This window comes from Hydrogenophaga intermedia (assembly GCF_000723405.1).
Lineage (GTDB): Bacteria > Pseudomonadota > Gammaproteobacteria > Burkholderiales > Burkholderiaceae_C > Hydrogenophaga > Hydrogenophaga intermedia.
In genome coordinates, this window is sequence record NZ_CCAE010000012.1 from 29,940 (window position 1) to 51,759 (window position 21,820).

Here is a 21,820-nt window from a genome sequence, read left to right on the forward strand (position 1 = left end):
TCCTTGGAGGCGCGTCGCCACGCCCGGGTCAATCGGCAATGATCTGGCCGTCGTGCTCCACGTACGGCGGGTAAGGGCCGGTGCCACTGCTGCTGGCCTGGGAGGCGGCCACGAAGCCGCCCGCGGCGGCGTCGAAAACGTGCACCTCACCGTCCTCGATCACGTAGTGCCAGCCGTGCAACGACAGGGTACCCGCTTCCACCGCGCGGCGCACCATCGGGTAGTCCATGAGCCGCTGCAGTTGCAGCACCACGCTGCGCTGCTCGGTGCGCCACTGGGCTTCGGGTGATGGCCGCACCGGCAGCAGGGCCTCTTGCACCAGCTCAAGCCACACCCGCAGCGCCCGCGCCTCTTCGGGCACGCCCTCGTAGGCGGCGCGCACCGCGCCGCAGTGGCTGTGACCGCAGACGATGATGCGCTCGACCTTGAGACTCAGCACGGCGAACTCGATCGCGGCCATGGTGCCGTGCCAGCCGCGCGAACCGTCGTAGGGCGGAATGAGCGCGCCCACGTTGCGCACGATGAACAGCTCGCCCGGACCCGCGCCGGTGAGCAGGTAGGGCACGAGGCGCGAATCCGAACAGCCGATGAACAGGGTTCGGGGGTGCTGCCCGTTCGCCACCAGATCCTGGAAGCGCTGTTGGTGCCGTGGAAAGTAGTCGGCGTGAAAATCGCGCAGGCGTGTGAGCAGTTCGTCGCCGCCAGCCGGCGGCGACGGGTTCATTGCACCAGCGGCGAACCCGCGCCGTCGAGCTCGATGCCGCGCAGCTCGGCCTCACCCACCAGGATCTGCATGTACTGGCGCCAGGCGATGGCGCGCGCCTGCAGCGCCAGCTCGTCCGCAATGCGCTCGGCAATCGCCTCGAAGAGTGGCAACGTGCCATTGCGCCGGCCCAGCACCTCAACGATGTGCAGGCCGTGGCGCGAGTGCACCAGGCGCGGGTGCACGCCCATGCCCCAGGCGCTGTCGCGCAGGTGAAAGAGCTCGTTGGCGAGTTCGGGCGCGCAGTCGTCGGGCGAGATCCAGCCCAGATCGCCGCCACGGGCGCCGCTCGGGCAGTTGGACAGGGTCTGCGCCAGTTCCTCGAAGCGACCGGGCCCCGCGTCCTGGCGCGTGAGTTCCAGCAGCGCGGCCTCGGCGCGCTGTGCCAGGCGGTGCACGTCCACGCCCTGCGTGACGGCGAACAGGATGTGGCGCACGTGGCGGGCCTGGCCCACCACATAGCGCGGGCGGTTGGCCTCGTAGTGGCGGCGGCAGGCCTCGGCGTCGGCCGTGGGCACGTGCACCTCGTCGTCCAGCATGGCTTCGATGGCGGCGCGCTCGGCCGCATTCAAGGGCGGTGCGACCGCCACATCCTGCGCGGGCAGGCGGCCCTGGCGCACGGCCGCCTGGCGCAGCAGTTCGGTGTGGGCGCGCTCGCGCAGTTCGTCGGGCGTGAGGCGCTCGCCGGGCCCGTGCAGCCGCACGCCGTTGACGCTGGGCACTTCGGTGGGGGGGCCAACGGCCACGGGCTCGGCCTGGCCCTGTGCGCTGGAGGCGCAGCCGCAATGGCCGCTGCCGCAGCCGCCGCCCTGGGGTTCATGTGCAGTCATGTCAGCGGTCCTCTCGGGTGTGCAGGCCCAGGCGGCGGCTGCGCACCACCTGGTAGGGGCGCAGCACGTAGGCCAGCGTGGCGAAGCCGCTCCACACGTGCACCAGGCGCGAGAAGGGGAACAGCAGGAAGATCGTCATGCCCAGCACCAGGTGCACCTTGAAGGGCCAGTCCATGTCCACCAGCACGCTGGCGTCGGGGCGGAAGGTGACCACGCTCTGCGCCCAGTGCGACAGCGCCAGCATGGTGGCACCGTCGCTGTGCGAGATGGAGTACGGCAGTGTGACCAGGCCCAACATCAGTTGCACCCACAGGATGATCAGGATGAACAGGTCGGTGCGGTGGCTGGTGAGGCGGATGCGCGGGTCGAAGATGCGTCGGTGCAGCAGCAGGGTGAGACCCACGAAGCACACCAGGCCGGCCACGCCACCGGCCACCACCGCGAGCATCTGCTTGTTCGCCGGCGAGATGAAGGGCTCATACACCCAGTGCGGCGTGAGCAGCCCCACGGCATGGCCGAAGAACAGGAACAGGATGCCGGCGTGGAACAGGTTGCTGCCCCAGCGCAGTTGGCCGGCGCGCAGCATCTGCGACGAGTCGCTCTTCCACGTGTACTGGTCGCGGTCGAAGCGCGCCAGGCTGCCCATCAGGAACACCGAGAGGCAAACGTAGGGATAGACGTTGAACAGGAAGTTGTGCAGGGTGTTCACGGCTGGGCTCCCGAAGAAGCGGAACGGACGACGCGCACGGGCTGCGGCTGCGCGGGACGCGACTGGCCCGCGGTGGAGCAGCCGCCGAAGACGGCGGGCTCTTCCCAGGTCTCGTCGAGCGGCTCGTCATCGGCCACGGCCACCGCTTCGGCGCGCTCGCCGGCAAGTTCGAGCACGGCGGCCAGCACGCTGGCGTAGGAGCTGCCCTTGCCGAGCAGGGCACTGAAGATGGCGCGCAGGATGTGCGCCGTTTCGGCGAGCAGCGCGCGCGCCTGGGCGGGCGGCTGGGTGGAGGCGTACTCGAGCAGCACGCTCAGGTGGTCGGGCAGTTCGTCCTCGCGCAGCAGCAGGCCAGCCTGCTCGTAGGTCTTGACGAGGTCGATCATGGCCGGGCCACGGTCGCGCGAGTCGCCGTGCACGTGTTCGAACAGGTGCAGCGAGGTGCTGCGCCCGCGATCGAACAGCTCGACGAATTCGGCCTCCACCGCCAGCGCGGGGCGGCGCGCCAGACGCAGCAGCAGCTGGCCGAGTTCACCGGCGCGTGCGGGCGAGAGCGCGCCCTCCGCGGCCAGCACGCGGGCCATGTCGGCCGCGTGTTCGCGCAGCACGGCATCGGGGTAGCTCAGCAGGCGGGCCAGCACGCGCAAGGTGTGCGGCGCGGGGCGCTCAGGCGCGAAAGGGTTCTTCATTTCAGATCTCCGCTTGAATGGGGATCGTGCGGCGCTTCTCGCTGCCGAACAGGCTGGTCTCGGTCACACCCTCGCTGCAGCCGTTGCCGAAGCTGAAGCCGCAGCCACCCTTGACGTTGAAGGCGTTCTCGGCGTACTCGCGGTGCGTGCTCGGGATGACGAAGCGGTCCTCGTAGTTGGCGATGGCCATCACGCGGTACATGGCCTCGACTTCCGCAGCCGTGAGGCCGACCTGGTCGAGCACGCTCTGGTTGAGCGCGCCGTCCACGTGCTTGCTGCGCTGGTAGGCGCGCATGGCCAGCATGCGTTCGAGCGCGCGCGCCACGGGTTGGGTGTCGCCCGCGGTGAGCAGGTTGGCCAGGTACTTGAGCGGAATGCGCAGTTGCGAGATGTCGGGGATGTCGCCGTTGATGCCGACCTGGCCCGCGTTGGCCGCGGCGGTGATGGGCGACAGTGGGGGCACGTACCAGACCATGGGAAGGGTGCGGTACTCGGGGTGCAGCGGCAGGGCCACCTGCCACTCGACGGCCATCTTGTAGACCGGGCTGTGGCGGGCGGCCTCCAGCCAGGCCTCGGGAATGCCGTCGGCGCGCGCCTGTTCGATCACGGCCGAGTCGTTCGGGTCGAGAAAGATATCCAGTTGCGAGCGGTAGAGGTCGATCTCCTGCTCGGTGCTGGCCGCTTCGGCGATGCGGTCGGCGTCGTAGAGCAGCACACCGAGGTAGCGGATGCGGCCGACGCAGGTCTCGCTGCACACGGTCGGCTGGCCGGCCTCAATGCGCGGGTAGCAGAAGGTGCACTTCTCGGCCTTGCCGCTTTTCCAGTTGTAGTAGATCTTCTTGTAGGGGCAGCCGCTCACGCACATGCGCCAGCCGCGGCACTTGTCCTGGTCGATGAGGACGATGCCGTCTTCCTCGCGCTTGTAGATCGATCCCGAAGGGCAGGAGGCCACGCACGCCGGGTTGAGGCAGTGCTCGCACAGGCGCGGCAGGTACATCATGAAAGTGTTCTCGAACTCGCCCACCATGGCCTTCTGCGCTTCGAGGAAGCCGTCGAAGTTGGCGTCCTTGCTGCGCTTGGCGAACTCACCGCCGAGGATCTCTTCCCAGTTCGGACCCCACTCGATCTTCTCCATGCGCTGGCCAGTGATGAGCGAGCGCGGCCGCGCGGTGGGCGCGTGCTGCATCTCGGGGGCCGACTGCAGGTGGTCGTAGTCGAAGGTGAAGGGCTCGTAGTAGTCGTCGATCTGCGGCAGCGCGGGGTTGGCGAAGATCTTCATCAGCAGCGACCACTTGCCGCCCTGGCGCGGCTCGATGGCGCCGTTGGCCTTGCGCACCCAGCCGCCCTTCCAGCGGTCCTGGTTCTCCCATTCCTTGGGGTAGCCGATGCCGGGCTTGGTCTCGACGTTGTTGAACCAGGCGTATTCGACGCCGGGCCGGCTGGTCCAGACGTTCTTGCAGGTGACGGAGCAGGTGTGACAGCCGATGCACTTGTCCAGGTTGAGCACCATGCCGATCTGTGCGCGCACTTTCATGCTTGTTCTCCGGTGGCGGGGGGTTCGTGGGTGTCGAGGCCGAACAGCGTGACCAGGGCCGAACAGGCCTCGATGGCGCGCACGGCGTGGTCTTCTTCTGGGGGGATGTGGCACAGGTCGCCGGCGCGCAGGGTGAGCCGCCGGCCCATGGCCTCGAACTCGAAGCTGCCTTCCAGGCACTGGATGACCATGCGGTCGCGCACCTTGTGGGGCGCGAGCACCTGGCCCGACGTGAGCACGAGGCGAAAGATCTGCAGGCCGCGATCGCGTACCAGCGTTTGAGAGCGGGCGCTGGCGAGCGCCGCGCCCAGCGGGCCGGCGGCGATCACCTCGGCGGCGGCGGCATGAGGCAGTGCCATGGGGGCGCTCCCGGCCGGCTCAGGGGTTCTCGCCCCGGTCCTGATAGACCGGCGCCAGGTGGTCGTCGCGCGGTGTGTCGAGCCAGTCGACCTTGCGCATCTTTCGCACCACCACGAACTCGTCCCGGTTGGTGCCGATGGTTCCGTAGTAGTTGAAGCCGTAGCTGAGCTGCGCGTAGCCGCCGATCATGTGCGTGGGCTTGAGCACGATGCGCGTGACCGAGTTGTGGATGCCGCCGCGCACGCCGGTGATCTCGGAACCGGGCGTGTTGATGATCTTCTCCTGCGAGTGGTACATCATCACCATGCCGGGGTTGACGCGCTGGCTCACCACCGCACGCGCGGCCACCGCGCCGTTGACGTTGAACAGCTCGACCCAGTCGTTGTCTTCGATACCGGCGCGTTTCGCATCCGTCTCGCTGAGCCAGATCACCGTGCCACCGCGGTTAAGCGTGAGCATGATCAGGTTGTCGCTGTAGGTGCTGTGGATGCCCCACTTCTGGTGCGGCGTGATGAAGTTCAGCACGATCTCGGTGTGGCCATTGGGCTTGCGCCCCTGTACCCCGTCGGTGGTCTTCAGGTCCACTGGCGGGCGATAGCTGCTGAAGCCTTCACCGAAGGCGATCATCCAGGGGTGGTCCTGGTAGAACTGCTGGCGCCCGGTGAGCGTGCGCCAGGGGATCAGCTCGTGCACGTTGGTGTAGCCCGCGTTGTAGGACACGGTCTCGCTCTCGATGCCGCTCCAGGTGGGCGAGCTGATGATTTTTCTGGGCTGCGCCTGGATGTCGCGAAAGCGAATCTTCTCGTCCTCCCGGTAAAGCGCCAGGTGCTTGTGGTCGCGCCCGGTGGCCTTGCCCAGCGCCTCCCAGGCCTTCACGGCCACGTGGCCATTGGTCTCGGGCGCCAGTTGCAGGATCACCTCGCAGGCGTCGATGTCGCTGACGATGCGGGGCATGCCTTGCGTCACGCCAACCTCCTCGGTGTTGCCGTTGAGCTGGCCGAGTTGCGTGACCTCCTGCTCGGTCTTCCAGCCGATGCCCTTGCCGCCGTTGCCCAGCTTGTTCATGAGCGGGCCCAGCGCGGTGAATCGCTTGAAGACGTTGGGGTAGTCGCGCTCGACCACCGCGATCTGCGGCGCGGTCTTGCCCGGCACCAGTTCGCACTGGCCCTTCTTCCATTCCTTCACCTCGAAGGGCTGGGCCAGCTCGGCCGGGCTGTCGTGCATCAGCGGCGTGAGCACCACCTCCTTCTCCACGCCCAGGTGGCCCACGCAGACCTCGCTGAAGGCCTTGGCGAAGCCCTTGTAGATCTCCCAGTCGCTGCGGCTTTGCCACACCGGGTCCACCGCGGCGGACAGCGGGTGGATGAAGGGGTGCATGTCGCTGGTGTTGAGGTCGTTCTTCTCGTACCAGCTCGCGGTGGGCAGCACCACATCGCTGTACAGGCAGGTCGTGCTCATGCGGAAGTCGAGCGTGACCAACAGGTCGAGCTTGCCTTCGGGTGCCTTGTCGTGCCAGCGCACCTCGGTGGGCTTGGCGTCGTCCGGGCCGAGATCGCTGCCCTGAACGCCGTGCTGCGTGCCGAGCAGGTGGCGGCAGAAGTACTCGTGGCCCTTGCCGCTGGAGCCCAGCAGGTTGGAACGCCAGACGAACAGGTTGCGCGGCCAGTTTTGCGGCGCGTCCGGGTCCTCGCAGCTCATTTCCAGCGTGCCGTCCTTGAGCGCCTTGACCACGTAGTCCTTCGGGTCCATGCCGGCGGCGGTGGCGTCCTTCACCACCTGCAAGGGGTTGGTGCGCAACTGCGGCGCGCTGGGCAGCCAGCCCATGCGCTCGGCGCGCACGTTGTAGTCGATCATGCTGCCGCCCCAGGCGGCCTTGTCGGCCAGCGGGCTCACGATCTCGTCGAGGCCGAGCTTCTCGTAGCGCCACTGGTCGGTGTGGGCGTAGAAGAAGCTGGTGCTGTTCTGCTGGCGCGGCGGACGGATCCAGTCGAGCGCGAAGGCCAGCGGGGTCCAGCCCGTCTGTGGGCGCAGTTTTTCCTGGCCCACGTAGTGCGCCCAGCCGCCCCCGCTCTGGCCGATGCAGCCGCACATCATCAGCAGGTTGATGACGCCGCGGTAGTTCATGTCGGCGTGGTACCAGTGGTTCATGGCCGCACCGATGATCACCATCGACTTGCCACGCGTCTTGTCGGCGTTGTCGGCGAACTGCGTGGCCACGGTGATGACCTGATCGCGCGGCACGCCGGTGATGCGCTCCTGCCAGGCCGGTGTGTAGGGCGCATCGTCGTCGAAGCCCTTCGCGCCGCTGCCCAGGCCGCGGTCGATGCCGTACTGCGCGACCTGAAGGTCGAACACGGTGGCCACGAGGGCGTGGCGCTCTTCACCCGCCTTGCCCAGGCGCAGGCGCACGGCGGGCACGCGCGCGTGGTTCACCTCGCCGGTGCCGGCGCTGGCGGTGAAGTGCGGCGAGGCCTGGCCACCGAAGTAGGGAAAGCCCACGTCCACCACCTCGTGCGCCTGCTCGCCGTCCTCCAGCACCGAGAGCTTCAGGCGCACCTCTGCACCATGGCGCGCCTCCTTGTTCTCCAGGTTCCAGCGGCCCGCGTCCTCGCGACCTTCAGGGCCCCAGCGAAAGCCGATGGAGCCCTGCGGCAACACGGCGCGGCCGTCGGCGTCGAAGGCCACGGTCTTCCATTCGGGGTTGTTCTTCTGGCCCAGGCGGCCGTTGAAATCGCTGGCGCGCAGGTAACGGTCGGGCACCTGCACCACGCGGCCGTCGGGCAGGGTGTGCTCCTTCAGCAGCACCAGCATCGGCAGATCGGTGTAGCGGCGCGCATAGTCGTCGAAATAGGCGGACCGCTTGCCGCTGTCGGGGAAGTAGAAGCGCTTGAGCACCACGTGGCCCATGGCCATGGCCAGCGCCGCGTCGGTGCCCTGCTTGGGGTGCAGCCAAAGGTCGGACAGCTTGGCGACCTCGGAGTAGTCGGGCGTGACCGCCACGGTCTTGGTGCCCTTGTAGCGGACCTCGGTGAAGAAGTGCGCGTCGGGCGTGCGCGTCTGCGGCACGTTGGAGCCCCAGGCGATGATGTACGAGCTGTTGTACCAATCGGCCGATTCGGGCACGTCGGTCTGCTCGCCCCAGACCTGCGGGCTGGCTGGTGGCAGGTCGCAGTACCAGTCGTAGAAGCTCATGCATACGCCGCCGATGAGTGAGAGGTAGCGCGAGCCCGCGGCGTAGCTGACCATGCTCATGGCCGGGATGGGCGAGAAGCCGATGATGCGGTCGGGCCCGTGCTGTTTGATGGTGTAGACGTTGGACGCGGCGATGAGCTGGTTGACCTCGTCCCAGGTGCTGCGCACGAAGCCGCCCATGCCGCGAACCTGCTGGTAGTCGCGCCGGGCCTCGGGGTTCTCGACGATGCTGGCCCAGGCGGCCACCGGGTCCCTGGCCACGGCCAGCGCGGCGCGCCAGCGCTGCAGCAGGCGGCCGCGCACCATGGGGTACTTCACGCGATTGGCGCTGTAGAGGTACCAGGAGTACGAGGCACCGCGCGCACAGCCGCGAGGCTCATGGTTGGGCATGTCCCAGCGCGTGCGCGGGTAGTCGGTCTGCTGGGTTTCCCAGGTGACGATGCCGCCCTTGACGTAGATCTTCCACGAGCAACTGCCCGTGCAGTTCACGCCGTGCGTGCTGCGCACGATCTTGTCGTGCGCCCAGCGGTTGCGGTAGGCGTCCTCCCAGGTGCGGTCTTCGGCGGTGACCTGGCCGTGCCCGTCGGCGAAGGACTCGCGCGGCAGCTTGAAGTGCATCAGGCGGTCGAGGAAATGGCTCATCGGAACTCCTTCTTGTCGTTGGGGCGTGGCGATCAGGGGTTGCGGATCTCTGCGCCGCGACGCAGGTAGAACCACCAGTTCAGCACCAGGCAGGCGGCGTAGAAGGCCGCGAAGCCGTACATGGCAAGCTGCGGTGTGCCGGCCTTGATCTGCGCGCCGATGACCACCGGTGCAACAAAGGCGCCGTAGGCGGCCACGGCCGATGTCCAGCCCAGCACGGGGCCGGCCTGCTGGCGATCGAAGATGACGCCGATGGTGCGGAAGGTGGAGCCGTTGCCGATGCCGCTGGCGATGAAGATCACCACGAACAGGCCGAGGAAGGTGCCGAAGTGCTGTTCGGGCGTGGGTGAGGCGTAGGCCTGCATCATCACGTAGCCCACCGCCACCGAGGCCGCCACCATCACGGCCGAGATGATCTGCGTGACGATGGAGCCGCCCACCTTATCGGAGATCCAGCCGCCCACGGGCCGCACCGCCGCGCCCACGAAGGGGCCGATCCAGGCGTAGGTGAGCGCGGAGGGCGCGTTCGGGTTCTTCAGGGTGTGCTGCATCACGCCCGCGGCGTCGGGGATGTGCTGGAAGCCGAAGATCACCGTGATGGCCAGGGGAAGCACCATGGAGAAGCCGATGAAGGAGCCGAAGGTGACGATGTAGAGCGCGGTGAGCGACCAGGTGTGCTTGTTGCGGAAGATCGCGAACTGCTTGGCGACGCCCTCCTTCATGGGACCGAAGGCAGCCAGTCGCATCACCAGCAAGGCCATCACGATGTCCAGCAGCACCGCCACCCAGATGTTGAGCAGCCCCAGCCCGGTGGGCGCGGGCAGGTAGACGTAGAGGATGGCGATGGCCGGAACGAAGGCCAGCGTGTAGAGGTAGGTGATCCGGGCGTAGGCCATCAGCGGGTGGCCCGCGTCGGGCGAGACGGTGCGCAGGTTGTTCATGCCGAACCAGCACACGGCGCTCAGCGGCACCAGCGACAGCAGCCAGGCGAAGCCGGCGTTCTGGATCCAGGTGGGCGTGCCCGCGGCGATCTTGCCGAAGATCCAGCCGCTGTCCTTTTGCAGCAGCATGGGCTCGCCACCGAAGCTGCCGAAAATGCCCACCGTCATCACCAGCGGAATGACGATCTGCATGGTGGTGACGCCGAAGTTGCCCAGGCCCGCGTTGAGGCCCAGCGCCGTGCCCTGCAACCGCTTCGGGAAGAAGGTGCTGATGTTGGACATGCTGGAGGCGAAGTTGCCGCCGCCCACGCCCGACCACAAGGCCATCAGTTGGAACACCCACAGTGGCCACTCGGGGTGCTGCAGCGCGATGCCGGTGCCGATGGCCGGCGCCAGCAGCATGGAGGTGGTGAGAAAGATGGTGTTGCGGCCACCGGCCAGGCGCACGAAGAACGAGGCCGGGATGCGCATGGTGGCGCCCGAGATGCCCGCGATGGCGGTGAGCGTGAACAGCTCGGCCTGCGTGAACGGGAAGCCCAGGTTGAGCATCTGTACCGTGATGATTCCCCACATGCCCCAGACCGCGAAGCCGCACAGCAGCGCGGGAATCGAGATCCAGAGGTTGCGGTAGGCGATGCGCTTGCCGGTGCTCTCCCAGAACTGTTCGTCTTCGGGGCGCCAGTCGTCGATGTCGGGACGCGTGGCGAGGCGGTGCTCGAACGATGTGTCCCGTGTGCCCGGTGTGTGCGGGGTGTTCATGGCGGTTCAGCCTTGAAGTGAGAAGGGTTTGGCGTGGCGGCCCAGCACCTCGGTCTGGCGCACCTCGGTCCAGTACATCCAGATGAGCGAGACCCAGACCACGCCGTAGAGCAGCATGAAGGCGCTGGAGCGGATGCCGGTGACGTCGAGCAGCACGCCGAAGAGAACGGGCAGCACAAAACCACCCAGGCCGCCGGCCAGGCCGACGATGCCGCTGATGGCACCGATGTTGCCGGGGTAGTCGTCGGCGATGTACTTGAAGACGCTGGCCTTGCCGAATGCCCAGGCAACGCCCAGCACGAACATCAGCGCGGTGAAGGCATAGACGTTCAGCCCGATGTGGAAGGTCTGCGGGCCGTTGACCGTGGTGACGGTGAACTGCGTCTGCGGGTAGCTCAGCAGGAACAGGCAGATCCAGCTCACCCACAGCACCCACCAGGTGACCGTGTGCGCGCCGTACTTGTCGCTGAGCACGCCGCCCACGGCGCGCAGCACGCCACCCGGCAGCGAAAAGCAGGCCGCCAGCAAGGCGGCCACGCGGATGTCCAGGCCGTATTCGCCGATGTAGTACTGCACCATCCACAGCGCCAGCGCCACGTAGCCGCCGAAGACGATGCTGTAGTACTGGCAGTACTTGAGAACCTTCGGGTCCTTCAAGGCCTTGAGCTGCTGCGCAAAGCTCACCTGGCTGGGCACGAGGTGCGCCGGGTCGCTGTGGCTGAACAGCCAGAACAGCAGCACGGTGCCGGCCATGATGGCCGCGTACACCTGCGGCACCATCTGCCAGCCGAAGGCCACCAGGATCACCGGCGCCACGAACTTGTTGACCGCCGAGCCGCTGTTGCCGGCGCCGTACACGCCCATGGCCATGCCTTGCCGGTGCTTGGGGAACCAGCGCGCCACGTAAGGGGTGCCGACCGAGAACGAACCGCCGGCCAGGCCCACGAACAGGCCGATGGCCAGGAAGTGCCAGAACTGCGTGGCGTAGGCCATGAGCCAGATCGCCGGCACGGTGGCTGCCATCAGCAGCGCCATCACGATGCGCCCGCCGTAGCGGTCCGTCCAGATGCCCAGCGGCACGCGCACCAGGGAGCCGGTGAGCACGGGCGTGGCGGTGAGCAGGCCGAACTGCGTGGCGTTGAGGTCCAGCATCTGGCGGATCGGAATGCCGATCACGCCGAACATCATCCAGACCATGAAGCACACGGTGAAGGACCAGGTGCTCACGATCAGCACGGACCAGGCTTGGCGGGTTTTGTTGGTGTCGTCGCTCATGGAGGCGCTCCATTGACCATGGCGTCGACTGTGCTTTTTCGTTGGTCCCGCGACCATCCTTCGCACGGGCGAGCGCCTGGCGGCGAAGGGAGTACGCGCGGCATCCTCCGGACGGCGTATGCCCCGGCAACAACCGGGCCGAGGCCACCGGACCTACCATGCGGCCATGGTTCTGCGCATCGCCCTGCCCGGCCAGGCCCGGGACACCGCCACCACCGAAGTGCCGCTGGAGATGCTCTCGGCCTGCCACGGCCGCGTGCAGACGCAGTGCGAGACACTGCGGCGCCTGTGCGCTCACCTGCCGGCCCAGGGCGCGGACCACGCGGCCGTGGAAGCGGCCGAGGCCGTGCTGCGCTATTTCCGCCAGGCCGCGCCGCACCACCATGCCGATGAGGAGGTGGATCTGTTTCCCGCCCTGCTGGATGCGGCCGGCGAGGTGGACCACGCGGCCGTGCGCCGGCTCACGCGTTCACTGATCGAAGACCACCGGGCGCTGGAGGACTTGTGGCGGCGGCTGGAAGCGCAACTGGAGTGCGTGCGCGGCGGCGATGGCCCGGCTCTGTCGGGCGACACGGTGGAGGCGTTCGTGTCCGCCTACGTCACGCATATCGAACGCGAGGAACGCGAGCTGCTGCCCATGGCTGCCCACCTGCTCGGCGACGCCACGCTCGCGCGCATCGGTGCCGCGATGCGCGAGCGGCGGGGCATCGAGGCGCCTTGAGGCGAGCCCGTTCACGCCTTCTCAGGCGAGCAATCCGCGCTCACTCGCGTAGACCGCCGCGTGCACGCGGGTGCTCAGGTCGAGCTTGCGCAGGATGTGCTGCACGTGGATCTTCACCGTGGTCTCGGCGATGTCGAGCGCGCGGGCGATGTGCTTGTTGCTGTCACCGTGCGCGATGAGGCGCAGGATTTCGCGCTCTCGCGGCGAGAGCGAGTGGATCGGGTCGGACGGGGGCGGTTCGGGCACGGCACGCGCGGCCGGCTGCGGTGCCGCAGACGCCGCGTGCGACTTGGCGGCCGGTACGCCGCCCGTGGCTTCGCTCACGGTGTCGCGGCGCAGCAGGGCCACCAGCTTGCCCATCATTTCCGGGCTGATCACCGAGTCGCCCTCGACCACCCGCCGGATCGAGGCCGCGAGGTCGGCGGTGTCGATGGTCTTGAGCAGGTAGCCATCAGCGCCCGACCGCAGGCCCCGGGCGAGGTCCGCCTCGTTCTCGCTCACGGTGAGCATGAGCACCCGCGCGGCGGGCGCGGAGGCCTTGATGGCAGCGATCGCGTCGATGCCGGTGACGCCAGGCATGTGGTTGTCGAGCAGCACCAGGTCGGGCCGAAGCCGCTCGGCCAGGCCGATGGCGGCCGTGGCGTCGCCGGCCTCGCCGACCACCGCCAAGCCAGTGTCCTGGGCCAGCAAGGCAATCAGGCCGCGGCGGAAGAGGTGGTGGTCGTCGACCACGAGAAGGCGGATGGGCGCGTCGCTCACGGCAGAAACCTCCGCGTTGCACCCTCCGAGGCCGAGCGCCTCGGAAACGGCCGGGCGTCGCTCATGCGATGCCCTGGGGTTCGGCCGCGGCTGCGGGCGCGGGCACGTCCAGCGAAACCTCGGTACCGCCACCGGGGCTGGAACGAACCCGCACGCTCGCGCCAATGCGCTGCGCGCGCTCGCGCATGATGTGCAGGCCCACATGCGTGTCGGCGTCGCGCAGGCTTTCGGTGGCAAAACCACGGCCGTTGTCGCGCACGGTGAACTGCCAGCGCGGGCCGCGCCGCACGTCGAGGAAGACCTCACTCGCGCTGGCGTGCTTGCGCACGTTGGACAGCGCTTCCTGCAGAACGTGAAGCACCTGCAACTGCGCGTCGGAGGGCAGCGGCACGCCGTGGCCTTGCACGTCCAGGTGAGCGCTCAGGCCGCTCTGGCGCTCGAACTTGCGCAGCGTGGTGCGCAGCGCGTCTTCGATGTTGTCGCCGTCGGTGCGGGTGCGAAAGTGCACCAGCAGCTCGCGCACGTCGTGCGTGCTCTCGATCACACCGGCCTCTATCTCCTGGATGATGGCCGGCACCGCGGCCGGGTCGCCGCGTTCCATGGCCGACTTGAGCAGGGACACCTGGATCTTGAGAAACGAGAGCGACTGCGCGATGGAGTCGTGCAGCTCGCGCGCGAGCAGGCCGCGTTCGTCGCTGACGGCCGCCTCGCGCAGCAGGGCCTGGGCGCGCAGGTTCTCGGCCGCGTTGGCAAGGTGGCCGGCCAGCGCGTCGTACAAGCCGCGGTCGTCCTCACCCAGCAACACCTCGTGCCGATAGAACAGGTTGAGCTCGCCCAACAGGCGTTCCTGGTGGCGTATGGGTACGCCGACCAGTGAGACAAATCCCGCCTGCGCACAACCGCCCAGGGAGCGGTCCTCCGCGGTGGCGATGGGGATCACGCGCGTGCGCGCGGTGGCGGGAGGCTGGCCGCAGGCGCACTGGCCTGCCTCCAGGCACTGCTCTTCCTCCACCAGTTGCTCGGGCAGGCAGTCGCTGGCGAGCATGAGGTAGCGTCGCGTGCCTTCGTCGCTCCAGCGGATGGCGACCGCGTCGGCACCGCTGACGGCGCGCAGCTTGCGCGCGAAGCCGCGCGCGAGTTCGTCGAGCGAGCGCGCCTCGACGATCAGCGAGCTGACCTCGTAGAGCGCCGCCAGCCGCGCACGCTTGGCCTCCAGGTCGCGCGTCTTGGCCTGCACCTGAAGCTCCAGGCCGTGGTACAGGCCCTGCAGCCGCTGGGCCATGTGGTTGAAGCCGGCCGCGAGCTCGGCGAATTCGCGGTGCGAGTCGACCTCCACGCGCGCGGAGAAGTCGCCCGCTTCCACCTGCCGCAGCGCGGCGCGCAGCCGCTTGAGCGGGTGAATCACAAACAGCTGCCCCACGTAGAGCGACACCACGGCCGCGGCCACCGCCATGGCCATCATGACGAACTGGAACAGGTTGAGTACAGCCGTGTAGCGGGACATGGTGGACTCCATGGCCCGCACCAGCGCGTCGATGCGCTCGACCAGCGTGTCGATGTCGGCCGTCAGACGGGCCAGGTCCGCCCCCGGGGCCGCGCTTGCCGCCCAGATCGGACGCAGGGCGTTCCAGCGGCGCTCGATGGCGGCAAAGCCCTGCCGGCTGTTGTCGCTCCAGGGCACGGCCAGCGGGCGCACAGGGTCGCCGCGTGACAGCAGCGTGAGCGTGTCGTCGACCTCGGCCACCAGGGCCTGCACCTGAACCGGGTCACGTCCACCCTGCCAGGCGCTCACCAGGCGCCAGGCCTGCATGCGCAGGCGGCCCGCTTCGTTCACGGCCGCGGCTCCGCCTTCGAGCTGGCGCGTCACCCACATGGTCAGGCCGATGGACAGCAAGGCCAACAGCAGCATCGTCAGGGCGATGAGCACGAACTTGGTGGAGAGCTGGCGGGGCCAGGCGCGGGCGGGGAAGGACATGGGTGTGGGGCCTGGGGGCGCAGGCATTGTCGACCAGGGGTGCACCCCTGTCACGCGCGCCGCGGCCGCACGTGGCGCGCGCATCGTTCTTCCGGAGGATGGACCTGGTGCGCAGCGGCCGGCTGGGGCTGCCCTTCGAAGGATGGCGCGCGGGCGCCTTGGGCGGCACAGTGACCCGGGTCTGCCCCCGAATCCGCACCACGCACCGTGAACCGACACATCCCCCTGGCCACCGCCAGCGCCCGACCCGCCCCACCCGCCGACGCCCGCTGGCGCTGGACGCACCTGCTGCGCGCGCCGCACCGGCTGGCGTTCGCGGGCGCCACGGCGGTGCTGGTGCTGGGCTCGTTGTGGTGGCTTTGGGTGCAACTGGCGCGTCTGGGCTGGCTGCCTCCGGGGCCGCTGGCGGTGTCGCCCAGCCTGGGGCACGGCGTATTGATGGTGCACGGCTTCATGCCGCTGTTCTTCATCGGCTTTCTGTTCACGGCGGGGCCGAAGTGGCTGGGCGTGGCCGGGCCCGAGGCGCGCGCGGTGCTGCCCTCGGTGGCCTTGCAGGCAATCGCCTGGCCTCTGTGGCTGTTGGGCGTGCACCTGTCGGGTTGGGTCGCGGCGCTGGCCCTGCTCCTGGCGGCGGCCGGGCAGGCGCTGGCCGGCACGCGCTTCCTGGGCCTGCTGCGCGCGAGCGAGGCCGACGACACCGCGCACGCCCGCCTGGTCGCGTTGGGCTGGACGATCGGCGTGCTCAGCCTGTTGGGTCTGGCGGCGGCCCTGGTGCAGGACGAACCCGAGGCCGCGCGGCGCTGGCTGCACACCGCCCTGTGGGGCTTCGTCGCGCTGGTTTACGTGACGGTGGTGCACCGCATGGTCCCCTTCTTCACCTCCAGCGCCCTGCCGCTGGTGCGGCTGTGGCGGCCGATGTGGGTGCTGCACGCCCTGGTGGCGACGGTGGCGCTCAAGGCGCTGGGGCCCTGGCTGACGCTGGCCGGCCTGGACGCCAGCATGTGGCGCGCCTTCGAAGGCTTCGCGATGCTGGTGGCCGGCTTCGTGGTGCTGTGGCTGGCCTTCGTCTGGGGCCTGGCCCAGAGCCTGTCGATCCGGCTGCTGGCCATGCTGCACCTGGGTTTCGTGTGGCTTGGCCTGGGCCTGTTGATCGATGGTGTCGGCCAGGTCTGGGGCTGGATCAGTGGCGTGCCGTTGGCCCCGCTGGCCGCGTTGCACGCCACCACCATGGGTTTCCTGGGCTCGCTGATGCTGGCCATGGTCACCCGCGTGTCCTGCGGCCACGGCGGGCGCGCGCTGCTCGCCGATCGGATCTCGTGGTGGGCTTTTCTGGTGCTGCAGTTGGCGACGCTGCTGCGCATCGCCACGGCAGTGGCGCCGCCGCAGTGGGTGGGTGGGCTGGCAGCCACCACCGCCGGGCTGTGGCTGCTGGCGGTGGGCCCGTGGGGGCTGCGCCTGCTGCGCTGGTATGGGCAAGTCCGGCCCGACGGCAAACCCGGGTAAACCGGCCGGCGGTTGGCCAGGGCGAACCGTCTCAGCCGATGGCGAGTCCCAGCGGAAGGCGCGTACGCGCGCTGATCGCCATCAGCGCCACCACGCCCAGCGCGGCGACCAGGCACACGGCCCGCAGGCCGCGCGTGGGCGCGCGCCGCAGCGCCAGCGCACCCAGTACCACGTAGACCGGCAGCAACAGCAGTTTGACCAGCAGCCAGGGCTCGCGCAGCGGATCGTGCTGCATGAGCACCCAAAGTGCCGCGCCGGCCAGCAGCAACAGGGCGTCGATCCCCATGCTCAGGCGGCCCCAGACGGCGCGCAGGGGCCATTGGCCGCCAAACAAGGCCCCCATGCCGCGCGCGGCGAACACGGAAACGCTGCCAATCACCAGGGCGATGTGCGCGGCGCGCAAGACCGAATAGCTTGAGGCGAGGTCCCAGGACATGGCAGGATTGTCGGCGGCGCGGCCGCGTGGGCTCAAGATGCGTGGCGTGGCGCCGATGTTTCCATCGAGGGCGAGCGCGCGTGGCTCGCCCGTCCCACGACAGTTCCAGGAGAGCGCCATGTCGCCATCCCAACCGACCCCGGCGCCCCGGCGCCACAAGATCCTGATCGTCGACGACGATCCGGGCATGGTGCATTTGCTCGCCCGCACCCTGCTCGACATCGCGCAACTGCACTTCGCCGTGCGCGGCGACGACGCCCTGATCAAGCTGGCCCAGCACCAGCCCGACCTGCTGGTGATCGACGCCGAGCTGCCCGACCTCAACGGCTACGAGGTGATCGCGCGCATGCGCGAGAAGCCCGCGCTGGCCAACACCAAGGTGGTGATGGTCACCTCGCACAACACCTCCGCGTACCGCCAGCGCGCGTTCGACGCCGGCGTGTTGGACTTCTTCACCAAGCCGATCGACCGCGACCTGATCCGCCTGCGGCTGGAGCAGATCCTCAGCGGCGAGGTGATGGAGTACATCGAGCTCGACGAGCGCCCGCTGCCCGTGCGCAAGGCAGCCGAGCGCCCGGCACCGCCGGCGCCCGCCCCCGCGCCGCCTCCCGCGCCGGTTGCAGCCCCTGCGGCCGCGCCGGCCACGATGGACGTGCACGCCATCACCTCCGAGCTGTTCGAGCGCATCTCGGCCATCCTGCTGCAGGCCGAGACGCTGCGCGAGCGCGTCCCTGCCGGTGCCAGCTCGGCCGAGCTCTATCCTGTCCAGCGCATCCAGGAAGAGTGCGCCGAGGTGATCCAGTTGCTGGTCACCATGAGCGGCGAGGACTGATCGGACCCCCACGCTGCGCCGCTGCGCGGGTCGCTGCCCCCCGAGGGGGCTGATCCGCCTTGGGGCGGCCCGACGGCGAAACATGCCCCCACGCTGCGCCGCTGCGCGGGTCGCTGCCCCCCGAGGGGGCTGATCCGCCTTGGGGCGGCCCGGCGGCGGATCGCGCTCCTGGCCCATCAGGCCGCCTGACGCGCGGGCTGCTCCGTCTGCCCCACTGGCGCCAGCGCCAGCGCGCGCCGCAGAAAGACCCGGTTCATGCCGCTGTCGGGGCGCTGCGCCATGCGCTCGTGCGCCAGGGCTTCGGCCCATCCGCGCTGGCCACCGCGCAAGGCGGCCTCGCTCAGGGTCCAGTCGATGACGTCACGCTGCGCGTGGCTGCCACCGAAACGGTTGACGATGGGGCGCGCGCGCCACAGGCACTCGATGGCACGCTCGAAATCACCCTGCCAGAAGGCCGCGAAGCCGGCCACCAGATCAGCCCCCGTCTCTGCCGCCCAGCGCGTCGCTTCGCCGCGCTCACCCGCGTGGCGCAGCCGCGCCTCCAGCGCGCGCACCTCGGCCTCGCGCCCGGCACCCAGCCAGGCCATGGCGGCGTGCCAGTCGTTGAAGGCGTAGCTGCCGCCATCGGCGTGCGCGTCCCAGGCGGTGGCCAGTTCGTTCCAGCGCTCCCCCGGCGCGTACCCGCCCAGGTGCAGGCGCCACAGCAGGGCCGAGGCGTCCACCATGTCCACCGCGACCGCGCTGCGGCTGGCGCGGATGGGTCCGTCGTACAGCGACAGCGCCTCATCGGCCTCGCCGATCTCCAGGTGGCACAGCGCCCGGTGCCACCAGTTGTGCACCTGGAAGAAGTTGTCGGCGCCCGACCAGTGCGGCTCGCGCACCCGCGCCCAGTCGATGCCGTCCTCATGGCGCGCCTGCATCTCCATCACGTGCGCCACCGCGTGATGGGCCCAGCAGTCGCGTGGCTCGGCCTGCAGGGCGGCGTGGCCGGTGTCCTCGGCCTGGGCGTACTGGCCACACTCCTCGAGTCCGAAGGCCAGCATGCCCAGCAGCACGCCATGGCCCGGCGTGTCGGCGGACCACTGCGGCAGCGTGCGCGCAATGCGGTCGCGCAGGCTGCGGGCGTTGGCGCGGAAGAAGTCCACTAGGTGCCCAACCTGCAGCGCGACGATGTCGAACGGGTACTCGACGTGGTGGCGGTCCAGCAGCACGGCCGCCGACGACCACTCGCCGTCCAGGATGCGCGTGGCCGCCGCCAGGTGCGAGCGCTCGCGATCGTTGAGCGGCCAGCAGGCCACTGTGGCCAGCAAACCGCGCGCGGCCTGGGTGGCGGCAGGCTCGGTGGCCACGGCCATCAGGTGCGCCTTGAGCAGCGCGGCCATGGCGAAGCGCGGCGCCAGCGCCAGGGCGGTGTCCAGCGCGGCGATGGGGTCGCCGCGGTACAGGTTGAAGGCGGTGACGGCCTGGTCGAAATGGTGCGCTGCCTCGCGCGTGGCGCCCGACAGCGCCTGGCCTTGTGCGTCGGTGATCATGAAGATTGCTCCGTGGTTTGAAGAATCCGGCGGACGCGACGGGCAGTCATTGCCCGCGCGGTGCCGGTGCCCTTAATCTAGGGAGCGCGCGCCGAGGCGGCCATCTCCGCGCCGCTGCGTTTTGTTGCCGATCCGCCGCGCCCCTCCCACACCTGTATGAACGACGCCCCCGATCACGCCCTGGACGAGGTGCTGCGCGCGCTGCGCCTGCGCGGCGGCGTGTTCGTGGAGGCCGAGTTCGGCGAACCCTGGTGCGTGCTGTCGCAGGTGGGGCCGGAGGACTGCGCGGAGTTCACCCCTCTGCCGCGCGAGGTGATCGCGTACCACTTCGTGTGCGAGGGATCGATGCGGCTGCAGGTGGACGGTGCATCCGCGGCGATCGAGCTGCGCGCGGGCGACCTGGCGATCCTGCCGCGCAACCACCGCCACCGCCTGGGCAGCGACCTGGCCGCGCCGCCGTTGCCGGTGGAGGAGTTGGAACACCGCGCTGGCGGACACGGCGTGCTGCAGCTGGTGCACCCCGGTCAACGGGTGGGTGCCCGCTTCTTCTGTGGCTACCTGGGACACGACAACGTGAACGATCCGCTGCTGACGGCGCTGCCCCAGGTGCTGCACCTGCACCTGGGAGATCCGGCGTCGGCGCAGTGGGTCGAGAGTTCTCTGCGCTTTGCGGCGCAGCCCGGCGGCTCGCAGCACGGGCTCACGCCCAGCGTGCTGAGCCGGCTGGCCGAACTGCTGTTCGCCGACGCGGTGCGCCAGTACCTGGTGGCTCGGCCCGAGGGCGGCCAGGGCTGGCTGGCTGGCCTGCGCGACGCCAAGGTGGGCCGTGCGCTGGCGCTGCTGCACGGCGAACGCCAGCGCGCCTGGACGACGGAGGAGCTGGCCCGCCTGGTGGGTGCTTCGCGCTCGGCGTTTGCGGAGCGCTTCACCGCGCTGGTGGGCGAGCCACCCATGCGCTACCTCGCACAACAGCGCATGCGCCTGGCGGCCGAGCGCCTGCGCGAGACCGACGAGCCGATCGCGCGCATTGCCGAGGTGGCGGGCTACGAAAGCGAACCCGCCTTTCACCGGGCGTTCAAGCGCGCCTTCAATGAATCGCCGGCGGCCTGGCGGCGCCGGCAGGCGGCTGCGCCTTCGCTGGCACCCTGAGTCAGGCCTTGAGCGAGAAGCCCGCGATGCGCTTGTAGTTCTCGGAGATCTCGCGCAGCGCGTCCTGGCTGATCAGGTCGTCGATGCGCGTGAAGGGCTGGCCGCCGCTGAGTTCGTCGGCCTTCATGATGATGAAGTCCGGCGGCAGGCTGCGGTTGGTCTCCACCACCTTCGCGGTCGCGGGCAGGCGCATGGCTTCGTAGCGGCGCAGCGCGGCCTCGGGGTCGCCCGGCGTGGCGGCGAGTTCATCGGCCAGCGTGCGCGCGTCGATCAGGGCTTGCGCCGAGCCGTTGGAGCCGCGCGGGTACATGGGGTGCGCGGCGTCGCCCAGCAAGGTGACGCGGCCCTCGCCCCAGTGCGGCAGGGCGTTCTTGTCGACCATGGGGTACTCGAAGATCTGCTGCGCGCCAGCGATGAGCGCGGGCACGTCCAGCCAGTCGTAGCGCCAGTCCTGGAAGATCGGCAGGAAGTCCTCCACGCGACCGGGCTTGTTCCAGTCGTTCATGGGCGCGCGCGGGTCGCGGATCTCGGCCACCCAGTTGATGAGTTGGTTGCCCTGGCCGTCCACGTTGTCGACGATGGGGTAGATCACCATCTTGCCGGTGTCGATGCTGCCGATGCGGAGGTAGCTCTTGCCGTCCAGGATGGGCTTGTGCACGCTGACGCCGCGCCAGGTGTTGATGCCGGCGTAGCAGACGTTGTCCTGCGGGTGGAAGTGGCGGCGGATCACCGAGTTCACGCCATCGCAAGCCACCACCACGTCGGCTCGCGCGGACGCGCCGTTGTCAAAGCGCAGCGTGGCGCCCTGAGCCCCGGGTTCGATGGCCACGCAGCGGTGGCCGGTGTGAAGGCGCGCGTCGCCCAGGCGCTGCTGCGCGGCGCGCCAGAGCACGCCGTGCAGCTTGCCGCGGTGGATGCCCAGCTCGGGCAAGGGGTAGCCAGCGTGGCGCCCACGCGGCTCGCTGTAGACGAACTGGCCCCAGCGGTTGAAGAACACGCTCTCGCGGTTCTCGATGGCGATCGCTTCCAGCTCGGCCGTCAGGCCCAGGGTGTCGAGTTCGCGCATGGCGTGCGGCAGCAGCGTGATGCCCACACCCAGTTCCTTCACTTCGGGCGCGCCCTCATACACATCGCAATCCAGCCCGCGCTGCTTCAGGCCCAGAGCGAATGCCAGCCCTCCGATGCCGCCACCCACCACCGCGATCTTCATGGTCGTGTC

The 21,820-nt window shown here is 69.3% G+C and carries 18 protein-coding genes; 4 read left to right on the forward strand and 14 right to left on the reverse strand.

From position 1 onward, the window contains the following. Positions 1-28 precede the first annotated feature (28 nt). Genes BN948_RS09765 through BN948_RS09805 form a run of 9 tightly spaced genes read right to left on the reverse strand, consistent with a single transcriptional unit; the run spans position 29 to position 11,694 of the window. Entirely contained in the window at positions 29-724 is a 696-nt protein-coding gene (locus tag BN948_RS09765; RefSeq protein ID WP_009520390.1) for a carbonic anhydrase, read from the reverse strand. After that, the gene (locus BN948_RS09770; RefSeq protein WP_009520391.1) at positions 721-1,593 is read right to left on the reverse strand and encodes a peptidylprolyl isomerase; all 873 of its coding nucleotides are present in this window, start codon (positions 1,591-1,593) and stop codon (positions 721-723) included. The genes BN948_RS09765 and BN948_RS09770 overlap by 4 nt, the downstream gene beginning before the upstream one ends. A gap of 1 nt (position 1,594) precedes the next feature. Continuing rightward, a complete protein-coding gene (gene narI / locus BN948_RS09775; RefSeq protein WP_009520392.1) occupies positions 1,595-2,302 on the reverse strand; it encodes a respiratory nitrate reductase subunit gamma in 708 nt (235 codons plus the stop codon). Continuing rightward, positions 2,299-2,991, reverse strand: coding sequence for a nitrate reductase molybdenum cofactor assembly chaperone (gene narJ / locus BN948_RS09780; protein ID WP_009520393.1), 693 nt, complete (start codon positions 2,989-2,991; stop codon positions 2,299-2,301). The genes narI and narJ overlap by 4 nt, the downstream gene beginning before the upstream one ends. Before the next feature lies 1 nt (position 2,992). Beyond that, positions 2,993-4,525, reverse strand: a complete 1,533-nt coding sequence (gene narH / locus BN948_RS09785; RefSeq protein WP_009520394.1) for a nitrate reductase subunit beta — start codon at positions 4,523-4,525, stop codon at positions 2,993-2,995. Beyond that, positions 4,522-4,884: a cupin domain-containing protein gene (locus BN948_RS09790; protein WP_009520395.1), complete on the reverse strand. Its 363-nt coding sequence runs from the start codon at positions 4,882-4,884 to the stop codon at positions 4,522-4,524. The genes narH and BN948_RS09790 overlap by 4 nt, the downstream gene beginning before the upstream one ends. Positions 4,885-4,903: 19 nt before the next feature. Then, a complete protein-coding gene (locus tag BN948_RS09795; RefSeq protein ID WP_009520396.1) occupies positions 4,904-8,719 on the reverse strand; it encodes a nitrate reductase subunit alpha in 3,816 nt (1,271 codons plus the stop codon). Positions 8,720-8,751: 32 nt separating this feature from the next. Further along, complete coding sequence (locus BN948_RS09800) at positions 8,752-10,419, reverse strand: MFS transporter (protein WP_009520397.1); 1,668 nt, start codon at positions 10,417-10,419, stop codon at positions 8,752-8,754. A 6-nt stretch (positions 10,420-10,425) separates the two neighbouring features. Continuing rightward, a complete protein-coding gene (locus tag BN948_RS09805; RefSeq protein WP_009520398.1) occupies positions 10,426-11,694 on the reverse strand; it encodes an MFS transporter in 1,269 nt (422 codons plus the stop codon). A 166-nt stretch (positions 11,695-11,860) separates the two neighbouring features. Here BN948_RS09805 and BN948_RS09810 point away from each other — a divergent pair, with 166 nt between their 5' ends. Continuing rightward, positions 11,861-12,415, forward strand: a complete 555-nt coding sequence (locus BN948_RS09810) for a hemerythrin domain-containing protein (RefSeq protein WP_009520399.1) — start codon at positions 11,861-11,863, stop codon at positions 12,413-12,415. 21 nt (positions 12,416-12,436) lie between these two features. Here BN948_RS09810 and BN948_RS09815 read toward each other — a convergent pair whose 3' ends face one another. Further along, positions 12,437-13,174 carry a response regulator gene (locus BN948_RS09815; protein WP_009520400.1) on the reverse strand — a complete coding sequence of 246 codons (738 nt, stop codon included), beginning with the start codon at positions 13,172-13,174 and terminating at the stop codon, positions 12,437-12,439. A gap of 61 nt (positions 13,175-13,235) precedes the next feature. Continuing rightward, positions 13,236-15,149: a type IV pili methyl-accepting chemotaxis transducer N-terminal domain-containing protein gene (locus tag BN948_RS09820; protein ID WP_009520401.1), complete on the reverse strand. Its 1,914-nt coding sequence runs from the start codon at positions 15,147-15,149 to the stop codon at positions 13,236-13,238. Between the two features lie 207 nt (positions 15,150-15,356). On the opposite strand from BN948_RS09820, the gene BN948_RS09825 reads away from it, so the two are divergent. Beyond that, positions 15,357-16,652 (forward strand): NnrS family protein, encoded by a 1,296-nt coding sequence (locus BN948_RS09825; RefSeq protein ID WP_009520402.1) that lies wholly within the window; start codon positions 15,357-15,359, stop codon positions 16,650-16,652. A gap of 31 nt (positions 16,653-16,683) precedes the next feature. Here BN948_RS09825 and BN948_RS26930 read toward each other — a convergent pair whose 3' ends face one another. Further along, positions 16,684-17,088, reverse strand: coding sequence for a SirB2 family protein (locus BN948_RS26930; RefSeq protein WP_009520403.1), 405 nt, complete (start codon positions 17,086-17,088; stop codon positions 16,684-16,686). Between the two features lie 118 nt (positions 17,089-17,206). Between BN948_RS26930 and BN948_RS09835 the strand changes: the two genes are divergently transcribed. Next, complete coding sequence (locus BN948_RS09835; protein ID WP_009520404.1) at positions 17,207-17,920, forward strand: response regulator; 714 nt, start codon at positions 17,207-17,209, stop codon at positions 17,918-17,920. Positions 17,921-18,096: 176 nt separating this feature from the next. Here BN948_RS09835 and BN948_RS09840 read toward each other — a convergent pair whose 3' ends face one another. Beyond that, on the reverse strand, positions 18,097-19,452 hold the full coding sequence (locus BN948_RS09840; protein ID WP_009518061.1) for a tetratricopeptide repeat protein: 1,356 nt from the start codon (positions 19,450-19,452) through the stop codon (positions 18,097-18,099). 156 nt (positions 19,453-19,608) lie between these two features. Here BN948_RS09840 and BN948_RS09845 point away from each other — a divergent pair, with 156 nt between their 5' ends. Further along, entirely contained in the window at positions 19,609-20,601 is a 993-nt protein-coding gene (locus tag BN948_RS09845; RefSeq protein ID WP_009518060.1) for an AraC family transcriptional regulator, read from the forward strand. A gap of 1 nt (position 20,602) precedes the next feature. On the opposite strand, the gene BN948_RS09850 is transcribed toward BN948_RS09845, so the two are convergent. Further along, positions 20,603-21,811, reverse strand: a complete 1,209-nt coding sequence (locus BN948_RS09850) for a flavin-dependent oxidoreductase (RefSeq protein ID WP_009518059.1) — start codon at positions 21,809-21,811, stop codon at positions 20,603-20,605. Positions 21,812-21,820 lie beyond the last annotated feature (9 nt).

Bases quoted from the DNA above. Each gene is read 5' to 3' on its own strand.
- BN948_RS09795 (WP_009520396.1), bottom strand. From the start codon at position 8,719: ATGAGCCATTTCCTCGACCGCCTGATGCACTTCAAGCTGCCGCGCGAG.
- BN948_RS09800 (WP_009520397.1), bottom strand. From the start codon at position 10,419: ATGAACACCCCGCACACACCGGGCACACGGGACACATCGTTCGAGCAC.
- BN948_RS09810 (WP_009520399.1), top strand. From the start codon at position 11,861: ATGGTTCTGCGCATCGCCCTGCCCGGCCAGGCCCGGGACACCGCCACC.
- BN948_RS09850 (WP_009518059.1), bottom strand. From the start codon at position 21,811: ATGAAGATCGCGGTGGTGGGTGGCGGCATCGGAGGGCTGGCATTCGCT.
- BN948_RS09840 (WP_009518061.1), bottom strand. From the start codon at position 19,452: ATGATCACCGACGCACAAGGCCAGGCGCTGTCGGGCGCCACGCGCGAG.
- BN948_RS26930 (WP_009520403.1), bottom strand. From the start codon at position 17,088: ATGTCCTGGGACCTCGCCTCAAGCTATTCGGTCTTGCGCGCCGCGCAC.
- BN948_RS09805 (WP_009520398.1), bottom strand. From the start codon at position 11,694: ATGAGCGACGACACCAACAAAACCCGCCAAGCCTGGTCCGTGCTGATC.
- BN948_RS09765 (WP_009520390.1), bottom strand. From the start codon at position 724: ATGAACCCGTCGCCGCCGGCTGGCGGCGACGAACTGCTCACACGCCTG.
- narJ (WP_009520393.1), bottom strand. From the start codon at position 2,991: ATGAAGAACCCTTTCGCGCCTGAGCGCCCCGCGCCGCACACCTTGCGC.
- BN948_RS09835 (WP_009520404.1), top strand. From the start codon at position 17,207: ATGTCGCCATCCCAACCGACCCCGGCGCCCCGGCGCCACAAGATCCTG.
- BN948_RS09845 (WP_009518060.1), top strand. From the start codon at position 19,609: ATGAACGACGCCCCCGATCACGCCCTGGACGAGGTGCTGCGCGCGCTG.
- BN948_RS09770 (WP_009520391.1), bottom strand. From the start codon at position 1,593: ATGACTGCACATGAACCCCAGGGCGGCGGCTGCGGCAGCGGCCATTGC.
- BN948_RS09790 (WP_009520395.1), bottom strand. From the start codon at position 4,884: ATGGCACTGCCTCATGCCGCCGCCGCCGAGGTGATCGCCGCCGGCCCG.
- narH (WP_009520394.1), bottom strand. From the start codon at position 4,525: ATGAAAGTGCGCGCACAGATCGGCATGGTGCTCAACCTGGACAAGTGC.
- BN948_RS09820 (WP_009520401.1), bottom strand. From the start codon at position 15,149: ATGTCCTTCCCCGCCCGCGCCTGGCCCCGCCAGCTCTCCACCAAGTTC.